The organism is bacterium, from assembly GCA_035527515.1.
In the GTDB taxonomy this organism is placed as follows: Bacteria; B130-G9; B130-G9; order B130-G9; family B130-G9; genus B130-G9.
Genome location: DATLAJ010000120.1, coordinates 1 through 22,567, shown reverse-complemented (window position 1 = coordinate 22,567; position 22,567 = coordinate 1). Strand labels below are relative to the sequence as shown.

The window sequence follows — 22,567 nt, the reverse complement described above, 5'->3', positions numbered from 1 at the left end:
GTGATGGTGGGAAGCCCTGAGACAGAGATGAGAAGGATAAACTTCGCGTTTGGCGTTCATTTGCATCAGCCGCTTGGCAACTTCGATCACGTCTTCGAGTCGGCCTACGAGCGTTCATATTTGCCGTTCATGGAGATGATCGAGCGTTTTGAGCAGGTCAAGGTCTCTGTGCACGTGACCGGGACGCTCTGGGAGTGGCTCGAGTCGCACCATGCAGATTTTCTCGACCTTCTGAGAAGGCTCTGCGACCGGGGCCAGGTGGAGATGCTGGGCGGCGGCTTCTACGAGCCGCTCCTATCCGTCATTCCGCCCTGGAACCAGAAAGCACAGATAGAGCTGATGAGCCAGCGGATCGAGCAGCGCTTCTCGATTCGGCCGGCGGGGATGTGGGTGGCAGAGCGTGTGTGGGAGCCGCAGCTTGCCTCGATTATCGGACGGGCCGGGATCAAATACGTGGTCCTCGATGACTATCATTTCAACGCGGCAGGTCTGCCGACGTCGGAGCTGTTCGGCTATTTTATGACTGAGGATGCGGGCGAGCGACTTGCGGTGTTTCCGATCTCGGAGAAGCTTCGCTATCAGATGCCGTTCTCACAGCCTCATGAGCCGGTGGAGTTTTTAGAGAGCATGGCATCTAGCGACGGTTCGCGGCTATTGGTCATGTTCGACGACTGTGAGAAGTTCGGGGTTTGGCCTGAGACGCACAAGTGGGTGTTCAAGGAGAAATGGCTAGAGAGGTTTCTCATAATGCTATCGGAATCGGACTGCATTCGCACGGTAACGCCGTCCGAGTACATGAGCTCGTTCGAGCCGCGGGGCCGGGTCTATCTGCCAACTTGCTCCTATCACGAGATGGGCGAGTGGACTTTGCCGACCGAGCCGGCGCTGGTTTACGGCGAGCTCATAGATCGGCTCAAGCACGAGAACAGCCTCGACCGCTATAAGCCGTTCGTTCGTGGTGGATTCTGGCGAGGCTTTTTGGCGAAGTATTCCGAGAGCAATTACATGCACAAGCGGATGTGGCACGTGAGCGCTCAGGTTCATGGTGCGGCGGTTCCAGACGCACTGCGCGAGCAGGCCGAGGCGGACCTAATGCGTGCCCAGTGCAACTGTGCTTATTGGCACGGCGTGTTTGGAGGTCTATATCTTCCGCATCTGAGGTTCGCAATATATCAAAAACTGATCGAGGCAGAATCGGCGGTCCAGCGCGCGCAGCGCGGCGACGCGGGGTGGGTTTCGCTGTCCACGGAGGACATCAATTCTGACGGCCTTGACGAGGTGATTGTTGAGAACCCCAACCTTGCGTGTGTTTTCTCGCCCGTCGGCGGCGGCATGGTTGAGCTGGACTGCCGGCGCTCGTTTGTGAACGTTTTGGACACGCTCTCGCGACGGAAGGAGGCATATCACGCTCATCTTGGCAGCCCTGAAGACTCGTCGGCGGAGCGCGACCACGCCTCGATCCACGACCGGCGTTATGAGGCGAGCGAGCGCATCCTGAGTCGGCTCAACTACGACTGGCATCCAAAATGGTCATTTTTGGAGCATTTTTTGCCGATTGGCACAGACCTTGCGCAGCTACGTGATAGCAAGTACAGAGATTTGGGCGACTTTATCACGAGCACTTATGACATTGAGACAACCTGCTCGGAGACGACAGCGGTCGCGAAGTTCAGGCGGCGAGGCGCTCTTTACGCGGGGCATTTGCCACAGCCAATGAGTTTAAGCAAGACCTTTACGGTGAGAGGCGCCTCGGGGCGGATAGTGTGCGACTACTGTTTAGACTATGCTGGACAGGAGAGTTTTGATGCCATATTTGCTGTGGAGTTTTCATTTGCGTGTTATGGGGGCAGCGACGATTGCCACTTTTGCCGTAGCGGTGATGATTGGCAGTCGCTTGCCGAGACGGCGAGGCCTAAACGCGTCAGCGCGCTTCGACTTAGCGACCCCCATCGCGGGTTCGAGATTGTTTTGTCCTTTGATGTTAAGGGAGATATTTTCAGGTTCCCGCTCGAGACAGTCTCTCAGTCGGAGAGCGGTTTTGAGTTGATAAAACAAGCGACAACTGTTGTAGTGCAGTGGCCATTGAGGTTTTCGAGCGGCGAGCGCGTGGAGCGCAGGATAGAGCTTGCGCTCAGGCCGGTTTAGTCCCGGCCGACTGGCCAGGCCCGTCTCGGCATAAGGTTGTAACCTTGCCAGCAGTGTAGGAAGATTTTTGAACTATGAAGTTTAGGAACGTCGTGGAGATGGGGATCGGCGTCCTGCGGGCCAATTACTTAGGCCACCGGATGCCGCTCAACGTCATGCTGTCGGTAACGAACCACTGCACGTGCCATTGCCACTACTGCAATATCCCGCTCCGAAAGCAGCGAGAGCTCACGACCGACGAGATATTCTCGCTCATCGATCAGCTCAGGGAAATGGGGTGCACACGACTGGGCTTTTGGGGCGGTGAGCCGCTGGTGCGCGACGACATCGCCGAGATGGTCAACTACGCGTCGTTCAAGGGGATGTACACAACGATGGACACAAACGGCTTCCTGGTGCCGGATAGAATCCACGAGCTGGGGAAGCTGGAGCACATGATCATAGCTTTTGACGGCGACAAGGAGGCGCACGAACTGAACCGGGAAACTGGCAGCCACGAGCGGGTGTTGGAGGCGATCAAGGTTGCGTCCAACAGGCTACCGTTCTGGTCGATCACTGTTCTGTCCAAGCACAACCTTCACTCCATAGACTACATCCTGAATATGGCCAAGAAGTATAACTTCCTGACGACCTTCCAGGTAATCCATCACAACGAGCGGCTCGGAGTTGACGTGCACGATTTCGTCCCGTCAAACGAGGACTACAGGAAGGCCATCCGGAAGCTGATACTGGAGAAGAGGCGCGGTGCGCCCATAGCATCAACTCTGTCTTACCTTGAGTTCCTTCTGGCCTGGCCGGACTACTCAGTTCCGATGCTTCCTTACAGGATGCATGGGCTAAGGTGCTGGGCGGGGCAGCTTTACTGCAACGTTGATGCGAACGGTGATGTGTATCCCTGCTCGCTTCTGATCGAGCTGATGGAGGCGAAGAACTTCCTTGATGTCGGCTTCAAAGAGGCGTTCGATGCGACCAAGAAAGTGCCGTGCAAGGCATGCGACGCGTCCTGCTTCACGGAATACAACTATCTTTACTCTCTGGACCGCAGGGTGATCACAGGCTGGCTGAAATCCATGTATAAATCGAGGAAATCGCGATAGTGGAGGCGCCGAAGGAACGGATCATCCTGAGCTTCAGCGAGGATTTCACCGCAAACGCCTCGCTTTTCATAGACGGCAAGATCGTTGCCTCGGCCGCCGAGGAGCGCTTCAACCGCAAGAAGTGCAGCGCCGGGTTTCCGGAGCTTGCCATCAAGTATTGCCTTTCGGAGGCAGGGATAGATTTTGAGGACGTAGATACTGTTGTGGCAGCCAACAAGTATCATTTCGTCTATCGGCTCTTCCCCAACCAGTTCAAGGATTACAACCATGACTTCTTGAACCTCAAGCAGAAGGTTTACATGCACTACCACCAGTTGGTGCAGAGCTGCGGGCCCCTGCAATCGCTTGTGGAGTGGCTGTGCAAATCCCTTTTGCAGCGGCATCTTGGGCGGAAGATAGTCCTCTGCGACCACCACTTGACGCACGCATATTCGGCGTTTATGACCTCCGGCTTCCCCGAAGCGCTTGGCGTTACGATCGATAACATCGGGGACGGGCTTTCGGGCGGAATGTTCTACTGCAAGGACGGGAAGGTGCGGCTCATGTATGGCATGCCGGCGCTTGCCTCGGCAGGCCAGTTCTATGGTGAGATAACGCAGTTTCTCGGCTTCAATCCGCTCAAACATGCCGGCAAGGTGACCGGCCTTGCGGCACGCGGCGATGCCTACAACGCCTACCAGCTGATGATGCGATTCTTCTCGCTCTCACCAGACCAAAAGAAGTTCATTCTGCCACCAATTCTGACCAAAAGCTTCAAAAGAGGGCTTTATAGGCAGCTCGCCAAGTTCAGCGCGGAGGACATCGCAGCGGCGGCGCAGCGGCGCCTCGAGGACGTAGTCGTCGATTTCGTCCAGCACGGGCTTGACCAGACGGGGCTGAGGCGCCTCGTGCTGGCGGGCGGCGTTGCTGGGAACGTTCGGCTGAACCAGAAGCTTCATGAGTTGGAGCAGGTTGACGAGATATTCGTGCATCCTGGGATGAGCGATGCGGGGCTCTCGCTCGGAGCGGGGCTTATGTTCCTTGCGGAAAAGACGGGACTTAAGCCGTTTAGGCTTGATACCGTTTATTTCGGGCCGGCTTTTGACGACGCGGCCGTTGAGCGGGAGTTCAGCAACTTCGACGGGCTGAAGGTCAAGAAAGACCCTGAAATCGAGGAGACAATAGCCACGCTGCTGACGCAGGGCAAGGTCGTGGCCAGGTTCGCCGGCAGGATGGAGTATGGCCCGCGGGCGCTCGGCAACAGGACGATTTTGTATCAGGCGACTGACCCGTCGGTGAACGACTGGTTGAACGAAAAGCTCAAGCGGACGGAGTTCATGCCGTTTGCCCCGGTTACGCTTGCGGAGAAGGCGCACGAGTGCTACACGGGGCTTGATGGCGCCGAGTATGCGGCGAAGTTTATGACGATAGCGTTCGATTGCACGCCGAAAATGAAGCGGGAGTGCCCCGGCGTCGTTCACGTTGACGGCACAGCAAGGCCGCAGCTCATCCACGAGAGCGACAACCCATCCTACTATCGCATACTAAAGCGGTATTACGAGATGACGGGCCTCTCCAGTATCATCAATACCTCTTTCAACATGCACGAGGAGCCGATAGTTTGCACGCCCTACGATGCGCTTAGGGCTTTCACACTCGGCCATCTCGACTACCTTGCGATCAACAACTTCTTGGTGAAGAACGAATCGCCCAGCTAGTGCCCGAATGCCACGCTGCGGCGCAGGCTTTCTGGACCGCCTCATGCTTCTTGGTCGCGCATCGCAGTGGCGGCCCAAAAGCGGCTGTCCAATAAGTGCATCTACATGCGAGAATCCCTGTGTTTAAGGATGGCTGGCCCCAGATGTAGGGGCGGTTCACGAACCGCCCGACCTCAGCGCCACAGCATATTGTGGGCGATTCATGAATCGCCCCTACAAAGAACACCTCTGGCCCCTCCATTGGACAGCCTCCAAAAGCGATCTTTGTCTGGTCTGCCCGAGCGCACGAGGCGGCAATCGTTCTGATATATCTGTGTGTTGCTGTGCCTTACCTTGTATCTTATGTGATTCCTCTAGACTTCTAACATTGACTTTCGTGCAGTCTTAGCTCAATCTCGTCTCCAATAGAGTTTACGGTTTCCTGCGCGAGCCCTCACTACATTGCGAAAGGACAGTTCTTACATGGTGCGCCTTCAAAAGAGTGTCGAGAGAATCCTGCTAGTGTCCCCCCACTACACGGCGCCAAGGGGATACAAGATAGACCTGACCCCGCCGCTCGGGATAGCGTACGTCGCGGCCGTGCTGGAGGAAAAGGGCTACGACGTGAGGGTCCTGGATGTGGCGGCGGAGGGTTTCCGCAATCGACATCCCATAGACGGAGGCTACGTTCGCGTCGGTCTGAGCTATGAGGAGATTGAGAAGAAGATAAGCGAGTTTTCGCCGGACGTTGTGGGCGTGTCCTGTCTCTTATCGAGCCAGTTTCCAGATATGTGCGGGATTTGCAGGCTGGCCAAGGAGCGATGCAAAGTTCCGATCACGGTTGTGGGTGGAGAGCACCCTTCCGCGCTGCCGGAAGAGAGCCTTAGCAGGGATTACATCGATTTCGTGGTGATCGGCGAGGGCGAGTACACGATGCGCGACCTGATGCAGAGGGTATCCGACGGAGATGGTTTTTCTCAGATAGGAGGTCTCGGATACAAGACTGAGGGCAGAATAGTAGTAAACGAGAAGAGCTCTTTCATTGAGGACCTGGACGAGCTTCCGCTGCCCGCTAGGCACCTGCTGCCCATGCAGACTTACTTTGACACTAACATACCTCAGTCCGGGACTTCCTTGAGGTCCCCGAATACACCGATGATGACATCGCGGGGGTGCCCTGGGCGCTGCGTATTCTGCGCCACCGCGAGGTTCTGGGGCAACAGGCAAAGAACACGCTCCGTCCAGAAGGTTTTGGACGAGATGGAGCATCTGATCGAGCGATATGGGGTCCGAGAGGTCCAGTTCATTGACGATAATCTCACGCTCGAGAGAGGCAGGGCCATAGAGCTGTTTGACGGCATGGTTGACAGACGCTTGGACCTTGCATGGAACACACCGCAAGGTATCGCTATCTGGGGCCTGGATGAAGAAGTTCTAGAGAAGATGAAACGGAGCGGATGCTACGAGATAACCCTGGGGATAGAGAGCGGCGATCCAGACGTCCTGAAGAACATCATCAAGAAACCTATCTCGATGGACAGGATCGAGCAAATTGTGAAGGCCGCAAGAAAACTGGGTCTCATAACAAAGGGCTACTTCGTTGTGGGGCTTCCTGGCGAGACAAAAGAGCAAATGCAGAAGACTTTTGACTTCGCAAAGAGGCTGCGCCTGGACGCGGCAGGCATCTTCATCGCTACACCGCTGCCGGGCACAGAGCTTTACAGAATCTGCAAGGAGAAGGGATACCTAAAAGAAGGCTTCAGCTTTGAGAAGATAATCTACGCTAGGGGCAATATCGAGACCCCGGATTTCACATCGCGCGAGGTGGAGCGGCTGGTCTCAAGAAACATTTTGACGCTCAACCTGGGCCTTCTGCTGAGGAACCCCTTCAGGTTCTTCAAGAAATACTCCCGGATACTCCGCACGAATCCCCGATCTCTGATCGGCTATGTCATCTTCCTCTTGGCTGAATGCTTGAGAAGAAGGGACCGAGCATGAGGGCAAGAAAGTCAGAGTAGGAGCGTGTCGAGCACGATCGTAACTGGCCCGTCGTTCTCAAGGGACACTATCATCTTCGCCCCAAACTGGCCGCGACGCGTGGGGACGCCAAGCCCGCTCAGCAGCTCGCAGAAGCGCTCGTAAAGCTCACGCGCCTCGTCAGGAGAGGCTGCGTTCATAAAGCTGGGGCGCCTTCCCTTATTACAGTCTGCGTAAAGGGTGAACTGCGACACGACTAGCGCCTCGCCTGCGACATCCCGAACGGAAAGGTTCATCTTGCCGGCTTGGTCCTCGAAGATTCGGAGTGCAGCGGTCTTCTCCGCGAGCCGTGCCGCCGTCTTGGCATCGTCGTCTCCTGTTACGCCGAGCAGAATCAGAAGACCCCTGCCGATGGCGCTTATGCGGTCGCCGTTGACCGTAACCGAGGCGCTTCTGACGCGCTGCAGGACGGCCCTCATTCCTCGTCCTTCTTGCCTGAGAACCAGGAGCGTTCAAGCTCCTTGAAGCCCATCATCAGGTTCACCAGATCGTCCCTCGTCTTCTGGTAGCAATCGTCTGGGGCCACATATTTGAACTGGCACTCCCTGGACCCATATTTGATCACTCCGGCCGCCACGGTTCGCTGGACGTAGAAATCTTCCGCCGGAGAGTAAAGTATCTTGCCGCGGGCCGTTACGAGAACAGCCGGGAAATCCCCTACGAAGAACTTCTTCTTGTCCAGCCACTCGAAATCGCCGGTGAAGCTCTCGGCGGCAATCTTCTCCGCATCCTCCCCATATCCGCCTGAAAAAAGCCACGCCGACCTTATGACAACCTTGCCAACACACCTGCGGTTCACCAGTGCAACGAGCGCCCTCTTGGCCCGAGCCACCTTCCAGACGCCGGGCGGGATATAGAGCTTGAAGGCGTTCACCTTGTCAACGTAGTTGGCGTGTCTGATCTTCGGGTTGATCTGCTGGTCAGTGTCGAACCAGGCCTCTTTCTTGTGACAGCCTATTAACACTGACAGCGCGACAACGGCAAGAATCAGGAGCAGAACGTATCTTCGCATAATCACCATACGCTAACAAAAGGCCACATAGGACCCGACAGGCCGCCCTCATCGACGGCCCTCAAACCAACAAGGTAGTTGCCCGGAACCTCGCCCGGCGGGATCGGCACTTCAAGCCCAAAGATGCCGTCGCCCGCATTGAAGTCGCCGTGCAATCCGTCATCACTAAGCTGCGCACCGATGGGGACGCCGTCAAGGTAAACATCCACTTGCGCGACGGGGAAGCCGGACGGACCAGGAGCCACGAGCGCAACCAGCGTCAACTCCCCGCCACCAAACGAGGTTATCCCGGAGCTCAAGTATCCCGCGGCGAGAACGAGCGGGCCCTGCCTGGCCGAATCGTCGAACGTCCAGTTCGCGGCCTGGCTGGCCTCCGTATAGCTCGGCCACTCAAGCCCCCAGCCACGAACCGCAAAATACGGGCTGACGGCGCTGACGTTGCCCATGCGGTCTGAGGCGCGAAGCTCGAGGAGATACTGTCCCTGCTTTAGGCCGGGGCCAACATCGATCTGAGTATAATAGATGCCGGGGAGAATCTCGTCCAGATCGAGACTCCCAGGAACATCGCTGCAACGCACCGCGACTCGCTCAATGTCGTCTAGGCCATCAGGGTCCTCTACCATAGCGTAGAGGCTCAACTTGCCGCCTTCCTGGTGAGTGATGCTGCTGTCGGCGTAGCCCGCCGCTATGATCTTCGGCACACCTGAGCCCGAAACACCAAACTTGAAGCAGGCGCTTTCAGAGAAGCAGCTCGCGGTCTCGTCGCTATTGATGGCGCGAACGACGGCGCAGTAGCTGGCGGATGCTCCCGCGGCAACTAGCGTCATCTCCCTTTTGTCTGCGTCAGTCCAGAAGGCATAACCATCGTCGCAGGGGCTCAGTGGCCTGCCGGCAGGCTCCTGTTGCCCGCCGATGCAGACATGGAAGCCGGCAAGGTCCTCGAGCGTGTCGGGATAGTCCCAGGAGATCGTAACCTCGTCCCCCGAGACGCTCGCCTCGACATCGGAGGGTGAAGGGATGGGAGGTAGATTTATCCTGAGCATCGGGTCCGCAAGGAAGGCCTGGCTCGACGCAAGGCTAACGTCCTCGGACTCCTCGTAAAACTTCAGTTTCACGGCCATGATAGCGAGGCCAATGTCAGTGCTGCCCCTGTCAAATATCTCGCCCAACAAGTCCATCGTGAGGTAATAGGGATTCCAGACAGAAGTAAGCCCCGTGGAACCCCAGTATCCCAACGCCCCCTGCAACGCGTCGCCCTCCATGATGAACCGCTCACCGATGCATGGCGTCTTTGGATTGGCGAACCGGCCCGTATGACAGGTCATCACCAATACTATCGAGGTTTTGCCCTCACAGTGGAGGCCGTAAAGGTCAGAAGACTCGAGCACAAAGTCCCATTGGTTCCTCGCTCCGTGCCCCGAGAATATGGTGATCAGGGCGCCGCGATTGAGCTCTTCCAGTATCCTTTGTGCGTAATGGTCCTTGTTATCCGTCCCCTCGGTCTGTTTGAAGACCTCCGCAAACTCAAAATCAGCAGGCATAGCGGCCTCATAATCACGAGCGTGCCCCATGAAAGTATCCTGCTCCACCCAGTTCTCACCACCCGTCACTAGGAGCGCACGCCTCGTCCAATCTCCCGGCGGCGGCGAGGTCTCGTAGCGGATAGTGTTTACGATCATCTTGGTTAGGTCCTGTGCGTTCTGCACGGGCATGCGACCGATAGCGAAATCGGGATACCAGTCGTTCTCGTTCCCAGTTACGTTCACGAACTTGTCATCCCGCGCGGGATCGAGATACGACGGGACGTAATTTGGTATGACGCTGTCGGTCAGGATGAACCGGTAGTCCCACGAAGCGTCGCCAACGAGCAAGACGTGCGTCGCGATTGGCTCGGTCCAATTGTTGTATGCAAACCAGAGGAAGGAGCGTATGGCCAGCGGATTGAACATACCGTAGCTGAACTCGTCAAAGATGTTCTGGAGATCAACGACCTTGACGCTGATCCCCTGCGCCCTTCTGAACTCAACCAGCTGCGCAAGAGGCGCAAAAAACTCCGGCACGGTGATGATGATAAGATCGGCTTGATTGGACGGGTCTCGAAGCGTCGAAGGCTCGTCAAGGACCGCGCTGAGCGGCGTTCTGAGAGCGCTCTGGGTCGTTGCCCAATAGACCGTCTGCGCAGACGGCGTAGTGTCCACAAAACGCACGACCCACGAGCCCCCCTCATTGACGCGAGAGTAGCGAGGGAAGTATCGCCCGTCCGTGATGTCGAGAATCAGGACATCGCTCTGACCGAACCCAGCAAGGCAATACTCCACAGGACGGCCGTCCGAGCCCGCAGGAGGTTTGAACCAAGTCTCGTCCCGAATCGCTTGATAGCGCCTAGGATACTCGACCTCCACCCAATTGATGTAGATCGAATCGACGCTCGCCTCGGTGTCGCCAGGACTTGAGGTAGTGATCGTGTTGCGGCCGTCTTTGAGGTTGCCCGCGGGGACCTGAAACGTCATGGTTGCGAAGTCGTATCCGTCCCAGAAGAAGTCCCCCATTGGTGTTTGGCCGCCGTTGACGTAGAAGACGGAATGGTGGTCTGGGTTGACGTTGAAGACACTTGAATTACCTTTCAGCCGCACCGAGACGGTCGCCGCACTTTGGACGGCCTCACCAAAGGCTCGCAACTTGAAATCGACTGTAGCCGAGTCGGGCGCAAACCAGACCGTGTCCCAGAACCAGCTGTCCTGATCGACATCGTCATTCCAACCATCGTAGAGCACGTCCTGCTCAAAGTGCTCCTTCGCCCAGAAGTAGGAGTCGGCGTCCAAGACGTCAACCGAGCCCTGCACATCCTCCGAGGCAGCCTGATACCGCATCCCCGCCCCATCGTCCCAGCAGAGCCACCAGACTGCCTCGTCCGTGTACTCGTCCAATGCCCATCCGATCTGCTCGCTGCGCTTATGACCACCCATGAAGACCACGAAATCGCCCTCGTCAAAGGACCCGTCCCCGCCATCTATTACAAGGATCGGGACCATCTCCCCGCGGTAGTAGAGCTTCAACCTCGTAGTATCTATCCCCGAGGGAGCAACGCCGCGCGACCGCAAAACATCGTAGTCAACCTTATAGACACCGTCCTCGCTCGTCGAGAGCTTCAAATACGTTATACTAGGATCATACCAATACTCCTCGCCGGTCCTCTCGCTCACACTGCCGAATCGACTGGCGAGTCGGTAGAACCTCGCTTGCTCGTAATTGGCCAAAAGGTGAGCGAGCATCGGCTCGAAGCGCGACTCATCGCGAGGGCCGAGCTCGGCGGCGGCCGGCAGTATCCTGGCGTCGCGCACGAGCCTTATCTCGACCGAGCCGCTTCGCACTATGCGCAGCAGATTTCGCCGCGCGTCGAGTTGGATGGGGCATACCTTGATGAGCGCGATTTTCTGGCTTCTGAGGAAGCCTATGTGGCTGATTCTGACCGGCGCTTGGGGGAACAGGCCGTCGCGCACGCAGGCGAGGTCTCCGGACTCGCCTTTGGGCGAAGCTTCGCAGCCAGGCTCTCGCCAGGGAAGGACGCTGCAGTCGTGCTCGAAGATGAAATCCTCGGACAAGAGCCTCACCGTGGCGGAGGATACATCCGCCGGGATGCCGACATAAAAACCCTTGACGGGGAGGGACGGCTCGCCCACCTCCATCGTGTTTCGAAGCCCCGGCACAGAGACTAACGTCCCGTCTGACCGCTGGAGAGTTTTGTCAACGTGGTAATCGGTAAGCGTAAACTCGAAACGAATCGTCTCAAGGTCGGGCGAGCATTCCAGTGGCGAGATAAGAAGGCCTTCCGCAACGGAGTTTGTAGCGCTGCAGTCAAGGATTACGCCCAGGCTCATCACTGCGCAGGTCCCGAATAGGAGCAGAAAACAGCCCCACGCACGATGCCGCACCGCCAAGAAGTGTATGTTCACCATGTCGTCTCCCCGGGTCGCCGCAATCGCTCTATCGGAGCACGTCTCGGGCGTTTATGTCCCACTGCCGCCCCCGCTTGGCCATCTCCGCAGCGTAGAGCCGCTCGAAATGACCCTCCCATTTGGGCGTCTCTGGCTTGACGGACTTCATCGCATCAAGCCTTCTGAGAACTATCTGGACGACCTCGTCCTCGAGCTGCAGCTCCGAAGTAATCGTTCGCCTGATACAGGCCCGGACAACGTTTACTGACGCAACACACCTCGCTCGCTCGTCCCGGTCCAGCCGGTCAGTCAGGTTGAATGCAAGATCGTTTATCTTGTCGTCGCTAAGTCTCATAAAGTTCGCCTTCCTGAATCCAGGGCTGCCCCTTCAGATCACCAAGTTACGCTCGTTAATGAGACGCCTCTTGATCATCTTGAACATGTCCTGGTAGTTGATGTTATCCCGGTGCATCTCGTCTCGATGATGGTCCAACAGCTTCCGAACCTCCTCATTCAGCTTATCCTCGATAAGCAACTGGTCAAGGACAAACTCATCGACCATCACCCGGAACATCTCAAGGTCTGACCTATCAACCTCAATCAGCTTCTCCTTGAGAAGGTCATCCACTATTCGACCAGCCAAAAACCGCACCTGCTCTCTCTTAAGCCTCATAATCTATCCACCCACTGAACACAGGTTCTGCCTCAGCCAGCATCGCTAGTTCGCCCTCCTGATCGATCTCGATCTTGAGAACTCCACCCCGCATTAACACGCGAACCGGCGTGTCCACCTTACCCAAGCGGTTGGCAATCGCCGCTGTTGCTGAGGCGCCCGTCCCGCAGGATAGAGTCGGCCCAGTGCCGCGCTCCCACGTGCGGACCTTGAGCTCGCCCCTCGATATGACCTGGACGAAGTGGACATTGGTCCTCTCGGGGAATACGGGATGGTTCTCGAGCGCATGTCCAAGGCTCTCGAGCGGAACCTTTGACACATCATCGCAGAAAACTACTGCGTGGGGATTCCCCACTGAGGCCGCCGAAACCACAAGTTCCTCGCCCTGAACTGTTATCGGCTGTTCCAAAAAATCGTCCTCGCGAGTGCCCAAAGCTGGGATATCGCCTCGCCCAAAAAGTGCCTTTCCCATCCTCACCTCGACCAGAGTGCAGCCGTCCTCGCTCTGGACAACGCGAGCAAGGACATTTCGGTCGGATGTAGCTATCCGGACGCCAGAGCTTGTCGCCTTCGCAAATCCCTTTCGCTCAAACGCATACCGGGCAGCGCACCTGAAGGCCGTCCCGCACGAGCCAGTCTCGGAACCGTCAGGGTTGAAAACCCTCATGTAGATGTCGGCATCGGCGCCCCCCGGACTGAGAACAGCGATACCGTCCGCCCCAATGCTGAACCGCCGCCTGCAAACATCTCTGGCGAGCTGCCCAAGGTCAACGCCGTCAAGAGCGCAGTCCTTTGCGTCGAACAGAATGTAGTCATTGCCCAGGCCATGCATCTTCACAAACGAAAGCCGCATCATCCCTAATCTCTCTTAACTCGAGGCTCCCGACGTTCAGCTGTCGGCTCATCCGGCCTGATAATTTGGCGCCTCCCTCGTGATCAGAACGCCGTGTGGATGGCTTTCCCTAAGCCCCGCCGTGGTTACCCGGATGAATCGGGCCTTCTGCTTAAGCTCCTCGATTGTGCGGGCGCCCAAATAGCCCATGCCCGCCGTAAGCCCGCCAATAAGCTGACAGACCAGCGAGGCCACAGAGCCCTTGTAGGGAACCATGCCCTCGATCCCCTGTGGGACCATCTTCTCCTCCGCATCCTCCCTGTAAAAATAACGGTCGCGGCCGCCGGCCTTCATCGCGCTCAACGAGCCCATCCCACGGTAGGCCTTGTAGCTTCGGCCCTCGTAGAGCACTATCTCGCCCGGCGTCTCCTCAGTCCCCGCAAAAAGATTGCCTATCATCACGCAGTCGGCGCCCGCGCCGATCGCCTTCGTAATGTCCCCGGAATACTTGAGGCCACCGTCGGCGAGCACCGGAATGCCGCAGATGGCCGCCGCCTTCGCACATTCGTAAATCGCCGTCAACTGCGGAACACCTACCCCCGCGACAACTCGCGTCGTGCAGATGGCCGATGGGCCGATCCCGACCTTTACAGCCTCCGCGCCTGACTTGCTCAGCGCCTCCACACCTTCACCTGTAACAACATTGCCGGCGACAAGCGCTGTCTCAGGATGCTCCGACTTCAGCCGTTCCACCATGTCGAGCACCACTTTCGAGAAACCGTTGGCCGTATCGACAACAATCACGTCAACGCCCGCATCAACCAGCGCATCGACCCGGTCCGGAGTGTCCGCCGAGACACCGACCGCGGCCCCCACCCTCAGCCGCCCAAGTGCGTCCTTGCAGGCTTTGGGATAGAACATCGACTTCTCGATATCCTTGAAAGTCATCAGCCCCACCAACGCGCCGCTCTCATCCACCACGGGAAGCTTCTCGATCCTGTTGCGGTGAAGCAACACCTTGGCCTCCTCCGTCGGCGTGTTGGGCTGAACCGTCACCAACTTATCAAGCGGCGTCATCACCTCGGCCACTTTCTTCGAGGTGTCTGCCTCGAACCTCAGGTCCCTGTGTGTCAAGAGCCCAACTAGCTTCCCAGAAGAATCGACCACAGGAAACCCCGAAACCTTGTGCTTCCGAACCATCATATTCGCCTTGCTCACTCGATCGTCAAGACTAATCGTAACAGGGTCCATCACCACAACACTCTCAGACCGCTTCACCCGATCAACCTCCGCGGCCTGAGACTCAATGCACATATTGCGATGAATAACGCCAAGCCCACCCTCGCGCGCAATCGCTATTGCGAGCCTACTCTCCGTTACTGTGTCCATCGCAGCGCTTATGATCGGGATGTTCAGCGTTATGTTCTTGGTCAATCGCGCGCGGGAATCCGCCTCGTGAGGCAGGACCTCTGACCGACCAGGGATCAGAAGCACATCGTCGAACGTCAAGCCTTCTTTACCGAACTTTTCCTGGAACTCCATCCAACCACCCTCCTGATTCTCGCTCACCCTCGTGCACTGTCGCGACGAGAGATGCAGCCCATATCGAAATATACACACGGGGACGATCTGCGGTCAAGGCCGAGCCTCTAATCTCTCGCGCACCCCAACCCAACCTGCCTTCCTTGTCAAAAGCACTCAACAACGCAAAAAGGCGCCACCGGTCTCCCGGCGGCGCCTCCGCTGATGCAACTCTCAAATGAGATGCGATTGCTCTCGGCGCTAACTACTCAGTCGTTTCCTTTTCTGAACGAATGTCCACGCAAGCGGTCTTTGTCCCCGCCTGTACACAGACCTTCAGCACGCCCACATCTCCGTTCGGCCTGAACACCGTCTGGGCAATCCCCAGAGCGTTGGTATCAACTGCACTCGCGTCGAAGGTCGCGCTCGAACCTCCCTGCACGGAGAAATAAACGGTAACGCTAGAAAGAGGCGCCCCGTGTTCCCCAACAACTGTCGCAGTGATAACTGAGAAGTTGTTGTCCGCATCAGTTATGTAGATCGGGTCAGCGGCCACCGAGATGGAGCCAACCTTGCTGCTCTGACTCATGAAAATGACCTCGGCAGAGTCCATAACATAGCTGTTCTGGCAGCCGTAGTCGATGATGGCAGTGATCTCTTTCGCGCCCGGGAAGTCTGGATTCGGTGTGTGGTCTGGGTTATAGGTAAGCCAAAACGAAGCGGTCTGCAAGACCTCGCCGGATATCCTGTTCTGGCCGTTCTCGAAGAAACCGCCCGTCGTTGTAACGTTGACGACAACAGGCGCATCCAGATCCTTGCCGTATCCATCCTTGACGTCGATCATCACCAACGTGTTCTCATAGGGATACAGCTCCGAGGGCTTTGCAGTGACCGATACCCTATAAGGCGCCGATGGGCCAGAGGGCGACTCGTCGCTCTCCGAGTCGCGCTTCGAGCAGGCGAGAGGAATTGCCAAAACGCAAATGGCAATAAAGATTAAACTTATTCTGGTGAAACCACTCAGATTGGGAAGTCGAAAGCCTTTTCCCATCACAAGCCTCCATCAAGGATCATTTGCTCAAGGCACTCATTATCACGGAAGATAAGGTGACGGACTATCAGTATATGACCAGAGGATCACCTTGCTAACATCCATAAACGGGATGGTAACCTCAGATCCCCAGTCCCCGAAATCATAGGTCATAACCTTGAAAGCTTGATAGTGCCTGACACCCGGCAGCAACTCCATCTCGATTCTCTTGCCGTTGACCATTGTTATGACGACCCTCGAGGGCGATACGACCTCTATGACTCGAATGTCCCTAGCACGCACAGCGTACTCGGTTTCTCTAGCAAAACCATAGAAATCATCGTCCGGATGGGCAACGGTCATCTGGCGAACGAACTTGGCAGTCCCATTCGCAACAATCCTAAGCCGCTTGCCAGCATAAACCTCACCATCCCTAGTGTAGATCTTCCCATAGAGCTCGTCGCCATAAAGCAATCGTTTCTGATAGTAAGGAGTCGTGTCTGTCTTTGCGTGTTGGGCAAACTGACAGGCTGTGCTACCGAAAGCCAAACCAATTATCACTATCAGGATTCCTAATCTTGTGAACATCTAGGATGTCCCTCCCTTTGAACCCGCGAAAGAAACTGATCGATTTATTTCACCGGGTAGCCCGCCAGGGGGTGACGGGCTCCCGGGTTCCCGGCCCACCTTACAAGGAGGTGGTAAGAAGACTCTCTGATTATCTGATATCATAACGACTTCAAACATTACTTTTCAAGCTATTTGTTGCCCGGCGCAGGAGTTGGTGTCGGCGTGACGAATCCGCGCCTCAGCCCGCCTCCTCTAGTCAGTCCACCGCCACCACCCGTGGCAGATGGCGACTCCGTTGGCTCCTCCTTGGCCTCAACCATCACATAGGCCGTCACACAGTCATCGTAGTCGTCGCAGACTTTGACCTCACACGGGCCCTCGTCGTTCCAATACACAGTAAACTGCTCATTCTCTCCTGTGACCCCAGAGTTGGGCACTCCACCATCAGCAACGGTCCAATGATACGTCTTGGAGCAGCCACCCCGAGCCGTGAAAGTAGTCACATCGCCTACCTTGGGGGCCCCGGAGGTCGGCGAAATCCGCACGCAGAACTGCTGCCCAAACAAATACGAAGTGTTGGCGGTTACAGTCCCAAAGCCGCCCGTCGTCTGCGCCCTCAGAAGAACCCGGCCGCCGCCAGTAACGTCCAAGTAAGCGTTTATGCAGCCATCTCCGTCTGTCGTGACGGTTATCGACTGGAGAGCCTGGTCATCGTTGAAGAAAGCAATGGCCCCGGCGTTGCTGAAGCTGTCTATATAAAGTCTAACTTGCTTGCCAGCCACTGCCGAACCGTCAGACAACCTCGTCAGACAAACCCAGACCTCGCCGTTGCACCTATCATCATAGGGCTCGCCCCCTTCATCCTCGGTCAAATGCTTGAAGCAGACCTCCTTCGGAACCGTCTCGTCAAACTTGAGGCTATAGCAGCCCGCGCCGCCCTCCTCAAAGGTGACGTGCTTGCTCGTCCAGAAAACGGGCGGCTCCATGCCACTGACATTCCCAAAATCACAGTATTGCTGCTGGATCCTAACCGACTCGGTCGATTGCCCGTGCAGGCAGTGCCCTCGGAGAATCACCGAGGCGTTACCCTGGCTGTCAGTGCCCAGAATGATCATGCTCTCCCCCGTCTCAAAGAGACCAAGATGACTAGCTGCCTCTACGCCAACTGCTGCCACCGGGTAGCCATCGCTGCACGTTACTTTTGCCGTCAGAACAGTCTCTTCCGAGCCATCCTCGAGGATCGAGTAATCCGTCGCTGACAGACTGGCGATGCGTATCTTCCTGAACCTGTAGCTGATCGCCTGCCTGTGCGTCCCGGTTGCGGAAATGTAATCGGCCCAGATGCTGACCTCCTCGTCCGGCCCTGCCGTGTCATCAGCGAGCATCACGCTCGTAGTCATGCGCGTGGTAGCCACGCCCTGAGCGGTCGTTACGACCGGAGACCCATAATGCTCCAGACAGCCATTCTCGCAGCCAAACACGATCTCGGCGCCGCCGACCGGCAGGCCATTCTTGTCCGAGAGAACTGCCCGAAGTTGTATCTCCCTGAGCCCGTTAGCCGCTGCGCTCGAGCCATCCTTAGAATATGGATCGTCGCTTTGCGCCGTAAGCGCTATCGAATAGTCCTCAGACTCAAAGTGCATCGTCTTTTCAGCAGACGGCCGTGTCTCCGTCCCGAAACATGTATAGCTTTCCGTAACAGCCGTGATCGGACAGTCCCCGGTGGAACCATCGCTATAGAACTTGACGAGCGCCTGACCAAAGGAATCCGTCACTTGCTTTGCGCTACTCGTGTCGCTCTTGGAAAACTTCACACCAGAAAGGTGCGCCGAGAAAACGATCGACTGGTCAGGCACTGGCTGACCGTTCACCGTAAGGACTGCGAGCGCACTGACCTCGGAGGCATTCGCCTTGGCTATCATCGGGTCGATCGTGAGCTGTAACTCGCATTCATTCGAATCAAACATAACGTCGGCAGAGCCCTCGATCAGGTCTGTCGAGCCCGGACACGGATACGCGTCGGTCGTCCTCGCAGTAACCGTGCAAAGCCCCGAATAGCCCGGGCTGTTGAACTTCGCGGTTGCGACGCCAGACTCATTAGTATAGGCGTCCTCGCCGCTCGTGAATACAACCCCGGTAAGCGAGGCCTCGAACTTCACCTCCACACTTGCTCCCACAGGCTTATCGTTCACCTTGACCGTCGCCGTTGCCGTCACCTCGCTACCGTCCGCCCTTACCGCAGTCTTGTCGAGCACCACGCTGATGCCGCACTTGTTCAGCTTGAACGTTACGTCAACGGAACCCGCTGCGCTCTCGCCGTCGCAAGGGTTCTTCATCTCGGCCTTCACGGCGCACTCGCCCGTATAGCCATAGCTTCTGATTGCTACAACAGCTGTGCCATTCGCATCCGTATAGAGCAAATACGGAGAATCGCTCTCGGTTTCCGAGAAATAGACTCGCCAGTCGCTCCCTGGGTCCTTCATGTAATCGAGGCTGAAGATGACCGGCTCATTTTTAAGAATCTCAGAGTTCATTGTAAGAACAGCTGTTGCGGTGATCTCGTCATTGCCGTTGGCCTGAACGGTGTTGGGGTCAACCGTCAGCTCCACATTACAGATGTTCTTTCTGAAATCGATATACTTGCACGAGCTTGAAGTATCCAGAGGTGAGCCAGAGGGACAAGAATAGTCCGTCTCCAGACAGATATTGTAGGTCCCCATCTCATCGGAGTATATCTGGACAACAACCTCGCCGCTGGAGTTTGTAGTGCCAACCTTGCTAGGGCTAAAAACAACATCTTCGGTGGCCTCGCCCGTTGTGGTAGATGCGCTAAAGTTCAGCGTTTGGCCGACTACAGGCTCCTCATTGTAGGCCAGCTTCCCCGTAATAATTACCGGATTGTCAGAACCTGTGTGAACAAGCGTGCTGTCAGCAGTCAGAGTGAGACTGCAGCGATAGGAGAGGTTGGGCATGAACTGCACCGAGACCTGGTTGCTGCCCACGCCATCCGGCGTTGCAGTAGAGATCACATAGTTCTTGAGCGTCTCACTCGTCACAACAACGCTCGCACCTCCCATGCTGTCTGTTACCTTGTCAGCAAAGATGCTGCCCACCTCATATCCGTCAAGAGTAACTTCCGGCTCAGCCAACGGCACCGGCAACCTGGCAGACCGGCCTGAAAACATTGAAGGCATGCCGCTGACGGGAGATTGGCCGCTCAGACGAGGGTCTCCGCTCTGTCTGACTGATGTCGAGTCGAATCTCGAGGCTCTGCTCATCTTGTCCGCAGATGCCGTTGGTAGAGCAGTCTGTGACGAAACAGCCCGTTGTTGGCCGACGATAGACGTTCCTCGCGACGAGAGTGATTTGCTGGACGATAGTCCACGGTAAAGGGGAGAACCTACAGAAGTCTGCGACTTGCTCAGCAGCTTGAAAACGACTCTCTCGTCCGCGATAGGCATGTTGTAGGCATCTTTGAGAATTGCGGTGAGCTCGATGTTTCTGAACACCTCGGCCTGGCTGGAGCTCGCAGTGAGTTCGAGAGTAGCTCCTTTCGGTCCAACACCCGATCCTCCTCCCCCACCCCCTTTGGTGCAACCGCTAAGGTTCCAAACCGTCACGCTTAGGGCCGCAAACCCTACTACAAGGAGCAAAGTTACAAGCGGACTACGCCTCATGCTTGAATTCCTCCGTTATTAGAAATCGGCGCCTGCAAGCACTCGATATCGATCAAAATCCTTATGCTACCAAGAAACCACAATATCAGCCGACCCAGCATCGGTCTGCTCGTCAAAATATCCGTTGGAATCAATCTTCGTATAATAATAGCCGAGAGTTGCACTGAGCGACATCGGAAGCCAGTCGCCACCCTCAACCGAGTAACCCACTCCGCCTTTGCACATAAGGCCCCATGCGCTGCTGTTATCGTATTGATACCAAGCGTACGGCATGAACTCCCCTGACGCCCAAAGAAATACCCCGCTCTTGCCCAGCGGAAGCCCTGCTTTGGCGCCAAAACCACCACCATACAACTCATCGTTCTCAGGCATTTTGCCCGGCCACTCGGCCTGGCCACTCTTCAATTGGTATTTCTTATACCGGTAATCGACAAAGACCGAAAAGTGCGAAATAATACGGTAGCAAATATCAGCCCTTACATCGGCTATCTTCAACGACATGTTCGATGACAAGGCGCTTTTGGGCAGCCCTGATGAATCGTAGGCATCCAGTTCACCAAAATAGCTAGAAAGCACGAACTCGAAGTTGTCCCAGAACGTCTCAGTATTGGCTACCTGAACGCTCAGAACTGGCCCAAAGAGGTTTCCATCGTAATACACATGAAAGTCGTTGGGGTTACCATAAATGGCAGGATAACTGATCTCCGTATCGGCATAGAAAAGGCTCTTCAGGCCAAATGTGAACGTAAACCTGTTGATGTCACGCTCCTGGGCTTCACGCTTCTGGCAAAGACCGATACAGGGAACCAGCAAAAGGCAACCCAAAACAAAAGCCCAAAGCCGGCGTGTTTTCATCTATTATCTCCTTTCAGTCTCTTCGGCTACCAATCTTAATCGCATAGGCACTGCTCTCAACCGACACAACAGTGTAAGAAATATAACCCCACTTAAACAAGCAAAAAACTAATCTAACAAATACTCTCTCGCATGTCCCCTGTCAAGCCTGCCCAGCCACCATCACGGAAGCTACCCACGCCCGCATCGCCCCATCCTTGACCGTGGTCGTCCCGAAACTCGAGAGCGAACAAGCATAAGGACACATTATCAGTTGACGTTTATACCACAGCCAATCTTGCCATGTCAACCACAAAAACTCATCATCTCCAGAGACTCGATTCAGGCAGCTTCCTCGCAACGCGACTCGGCACGCACCGTAGATGGTGCCGCCTGACCTGCAGAACTGACCGACGATGCGGATGAACTGAGCGACCACCGCTGATTGAAAACGCGACAGCAGTGGTCCGTGCGAGCTCAATCACCGTCAATGTAATGATTTGGATTGGACTTCGCCGTTGAACTTGGCCTGGCTCCGCAATACAATTCTGCGACAATTGAAATCTTAACATCTGCTGACATAACTGTTCCCTTGGGAACACGAATCTGGGAGCAAAAATGGCCAAATCCAGGCTCTATTTCATATCCGCAAGAAACACCAAATGGCTGTATCGGGACAGCCTGCCCGGCAAGTTCGAGCGCATCCTCGATAAGTTCAACTTCGAAAAACACATAAGCAAAAATGAATGGGTAGCTGTCAAGCTTCACTGGGGCTCGGAGGGAGCCTTCAGACCCATCAGGGCGACCTTCATTCGCAAGACCGTGGACCGAATCAAGGCCGCTGGCGGGGACCCCTTTATCACCGAAACGGTGCGTATCCCGGGCCTCGATTACCTGCACGTCGCCAACTACAACGGCATTAGCCAGGAGACCTGCGGAGCTCCTCTTGTCCTGGCCGACGGGCTATTCGGCAACGACAACATTTTGGTCGATTCTGGCCCCTTGATGGGCCAGATCGCGGTCGCCTCAGTAATTCACGACGTTCCTGCGATGGTGGTTCTGTCGCATTTCAAAGGCCACGTCCAGTCCGGCTTTGGAGGCGCCCTGAAACACCTGTCCATGGGCGGCATCAGTGCCCGCCACAGATCGCAGAAAAGAAAGGGACGAGGCGCGATCCACATGACGACGCCCGAGCGAATGATTTGGGACAGCAGCAAATGCACTTTTTGCATGGCCTGTGCAAATGTCTGCCCGCGCGGCGCAATACGGTTCGAGAGAAAGAGGCTCAAGATCGATGAGGCCCTTTGCTGGGCCTGTGGGAGGTGTGCGCGTGTCTGCGAGACGGGGGCGCTTTCAGACCCGATTAGCCAGGAGCAGTTCCAGAAGAGACTTATGGAGAGCGCGAAAGCGGTGCTGTCCACGTTCCAAAAGGACAAGATCATCTACATCAACTTCATGCTCGACATTCAGCCCGAGTGCGACTGCATGCCCGGCGCAGACGTCCCAATCGCTCAGGACATCGGCGTCT

The 22,567-nt window shown here is 56.2% G+C and carries 15 protein-coding genes and 1 pseudogene; 5 read left to right on the top strand and 11 right to left on the bottom strand.

Annotated elements, in window-relative coordinates; all coding sequences use genetic code 11:
- Window positions 1-27 precede the first annotated feature (27 nt).
- The 4 genes from VM163_09520 to VM163_09505 all read left to right on the top strand — a co-directional run bounded on the left by VM163_09520 (window position 28) and on the right by VM163_09505 (window position 6,916).
- Window positions 28-2,145, top strand: a complete 2,118-nt coding sequence (locus VM163_09520; protein ID HUT04114.1) for an alpha-amylase/4-alpha-glucanotransferase domain-containing protein — start codon at window positions 28-30, stop codon at window positions 2,143-2,145.
- Between the two features lie 74 nt (window positions 2,146-2,219).
- Window positions 2,220-3,242 carry a radical SAM protein gene (locus VM163_09515; protein HUT04113.1) on the top strand — a complete coding sequence of 341 codons (1,023 nt, stop codon included), beginning with the start codon at window positions 2,220-2,222 and terminating at the stop codon, window positions 3,240-3,242.
- Window positions 3,242-4,939: a carbamoyltransferase C-terminal domain-containing protein gene (locus tag VM163_09510; GenBank protein ID HUT04112.1), complete on the top strand. Its 1,698-nt coding sequence runs from the start codon at window positions 3,242-3,244 to the stop codon at window positions 4,937-4,939. The genes VM163_09515 and VM163_09510 overlap by 1 nt, the downstream gene beginning before the upstream one ends.
- Before the next feature lie 462 nt (window positions 4,940-5,401).
- Window positions 5,402-6,916, top strand: a complete 1,515-nt coding sequence (locus VM163_09505; GenBank protein ID HUT04111.1) for a radical SAM protein — start codon at window positions 5,402-5,404, stop codon at window positions 6,914-6,916.
- 11 nt (window positions 6,917-6,927) lie between these two features.
- Here VM163_09505 and dtd read toward each other — a convergent pair whose 3' ends face one another.
- The 11 genes and pseudogenes from dtd to VM163_09450 all read right to left on the bottom strand — a co-directional run bounded on the left by dtd (window position 6,928) and on the right by VM163_09450 (window position 21,349).
- On the bottom strand, window positions 6,928-7,374 hold the full coding sequence (gene dtd / locus VM163_09500) for a D-aminoacyl-tRNA deacylase (protein ID HUT04110.1): 447 nt from the start codon (window positions 7,372-7,374) through the stop codon (window positions 6,928-6,930).
- Complete coding sequence (locus VM163_09495; GenBank protein HUT04109.1) at window positions 7,371-7,967, bottom strand: hypothetical protein; 597 nt, start codon at window positions 7,965-7,967, stop codon at window positions 7,371-7,373. Before VM163_09495 ends, dtd begins: the two co-directional genes overlap by 4 nt.
- 2 nt (window positions 7,968-7,969) lie before the next feature.
- Window positions 7,970-11,923, bottom strand: coding sequence for a C25 family cysteine peptidase (locus VM163_09490; GenBank protein HUT04108.1), 3,954 nt, complete (start codon window positions 11,921-11,923; stop codon window positions 7,970-7,972).
- A gap of 28 nt (window positions 11,924-11,951) precedes the next feature.
- A pseudogene (locus VM163_09485) lies at window positions 11,952-12,575 on the bottom strand (DUF507 family protein).
- A complete protein-coding gene (dapF, locus tag VM163_09480) occupies window positions 12,565-13,431 on the bottom strand; it encodes a diaminopimelate epimerase (protein ID HUT04107.1) in 867 nt (288 codons plus the stop codon). Before dapF ends, VM163_09485 begins: the two are co-directional and overlap by 11 nt.
- A 45-nt stretch (window positions 13,432-13,476) precedes the next feature.
- The gene (gene guaB / locus VM163_09475) at window positions 13,477-14,949 is read right to left on the bottom strand and encodes an IMP dehydrogenase (protein ID HUT04106.1); all 1,473 of its coding nucleotides are present in this window, start codon (window positions 14,947-14,949) and stop codon (window positions 13,477-13,479) included.
- Window positions 14,950-15,193: 244 nt separating this feature from the next.
- The gene (locus VM163_09470; GenBank protein ID HUT04105.1) at window positions 15,194-15,979 is read right to left on the bottom strand and encodes a hypothetical protein; all 786 of its coding nucleotides are present in this window, start codon (window positions 15,977-15,979) and stop codon (window positions 15,194-15,196) included.
- A gap of 42 nt (window positions 15,980-16,021) precedes the next feature.
- A complete protein-coding gene (locus VM163_09465; GenBank protein ID HUT04104.1) occupies window positions 16,022-16,546 on the bottom strand; it encodes a hypothetical protein in 525 nt (174 codons plus the stop codon).
- 170 nt (window positions 16,547-16,716) lie between these two features.
- The gene (locus tag VM163_09460) at window positions 16,717-20,205 is read right to left on the bottom strand and encodes a hypothetical protein (GenBank protein ID HUT04103.1); all 3,489 of its coding nucleotides are present in this window, start codon (window positions 20,203-20,205) and stop codon (window positions 16,717-16,719) included.
- 66 nt (window positions 20,206-20,271) lie between these two features.
- Window positions 20,272-21,060, bottom strand: a complete 789-nt coding sequence (locus VM163_09455; GenBank protein HUT04102.1) for a hypothetical protein — start codon at window positions 21,058-21,060, stop codon at window positions 20,272-20,274.
- A gap of 142 nt (window positions 21,061-21,202) precedes the next feature.
- Complete coding sequence (locus tag VM163_09450) at window positions 21,203-21,349, bottom strand: hypothetical protein (protein HUT04101.1); 147 nt, start codon at window positions 21,347-21,349, stop codon at window positions 21,203-21,205.
- 308 nt (window positions 21,350-21,657) lie between these two features.
- Here VM163_09450 and VM163_09445 point away from each other — a divergent pair.
- A partial coding sequence (locus tag VM163_09445; GenBank protein ID HUT04100.1) for a DUF362 domain-containing protein occupies window positions 21,658-22,567 on the top strand: 910 nt, incomplete at its 3' end.

Bases quoted from the DNA above. Each gene is read 5' to 3' on its own strand.
- VM163_09455 (HUT04102.1), bottom strand. From the start codon at position 21,060: ATGAAAACACGCCGGCTTTGGGCTTTTGTTTTGGGTTGCCTTTTGCTG.
- VM163_09505 (HUT04111.1), top strand. From the start codon at position 5,402: ATGGTGCGCCTTCAAAAGAGTGTCGAGAGAATCCTGCTAGTGTCCCCC.
- VM163_09460 (HUT04103.1), bottom strand. From the start codon at position 20,205: ATGAGGCGTAGTCCGCTTGTAACTTTGCTCCTTGTAGTAGGGTTTGCG.
- guaB (HUT04106.1), bottom strand. From the start codon at position 14,949: ATGGAGTTCCAGGAAAAGTTCGGTAAAGAAGGCTTGACGTTCGACGAT.
- VM163_09520 (HUT04114.1), top strand. From the start codon at position 28: ATGAGAAGGATAAACTTCGCGTTTGGCGTTCATTTGCATCAGCCGCTT.
- VM163_09515 (HUT04113.1), top strand. From the start codon at position 2,220: ATGAAGTTTAGGAACGTCGTGGAGATGGGGATCGGCGTCCTGCGGGCC.
- dtd (HUT04110.1), bottom strand. From the start codon at position 7,374: ATGAGGGCCGTCCTGCAGCGCGTCAGAAGCGCCTCGGTTACGGTCAAC.
- dapF (HUT04107.1), bottom strand. From the start codon at position 13,431: ATGATGCGGCTTTCGTTTGTGAAGATGCATGGCCTGGGCAATGACTAC.
- VM163_09465 (HUT04104.1), bottom strand. From the start codon at position 16,546: ATGTTCACAAGATTAGGAATCCTGATAGTGATAATTGGTTTGGCTTTC.
- VM163_09490 (HUT04108.1), bottom strand. From the start codon at position 11,923: ATGGTGAACATACACTTCTTGGCGGTGCGGCATCGTGCGTGGGGCTGT.
- VM163_09495 (HUT04109.1), bottom strand. From the start codon at position 7,967: ATGCGAAGATACGTTCTGCTCCTGATTCTTGCCGTTGTCGCGCTGTCA.
- VM163_09470 (HUT04105.1), bottom strand. From the start codon at position 15,979: ATGGGAAAAGGCTTTCGACTTCCCAATCTGAGTGGTTTCACCAGAATA.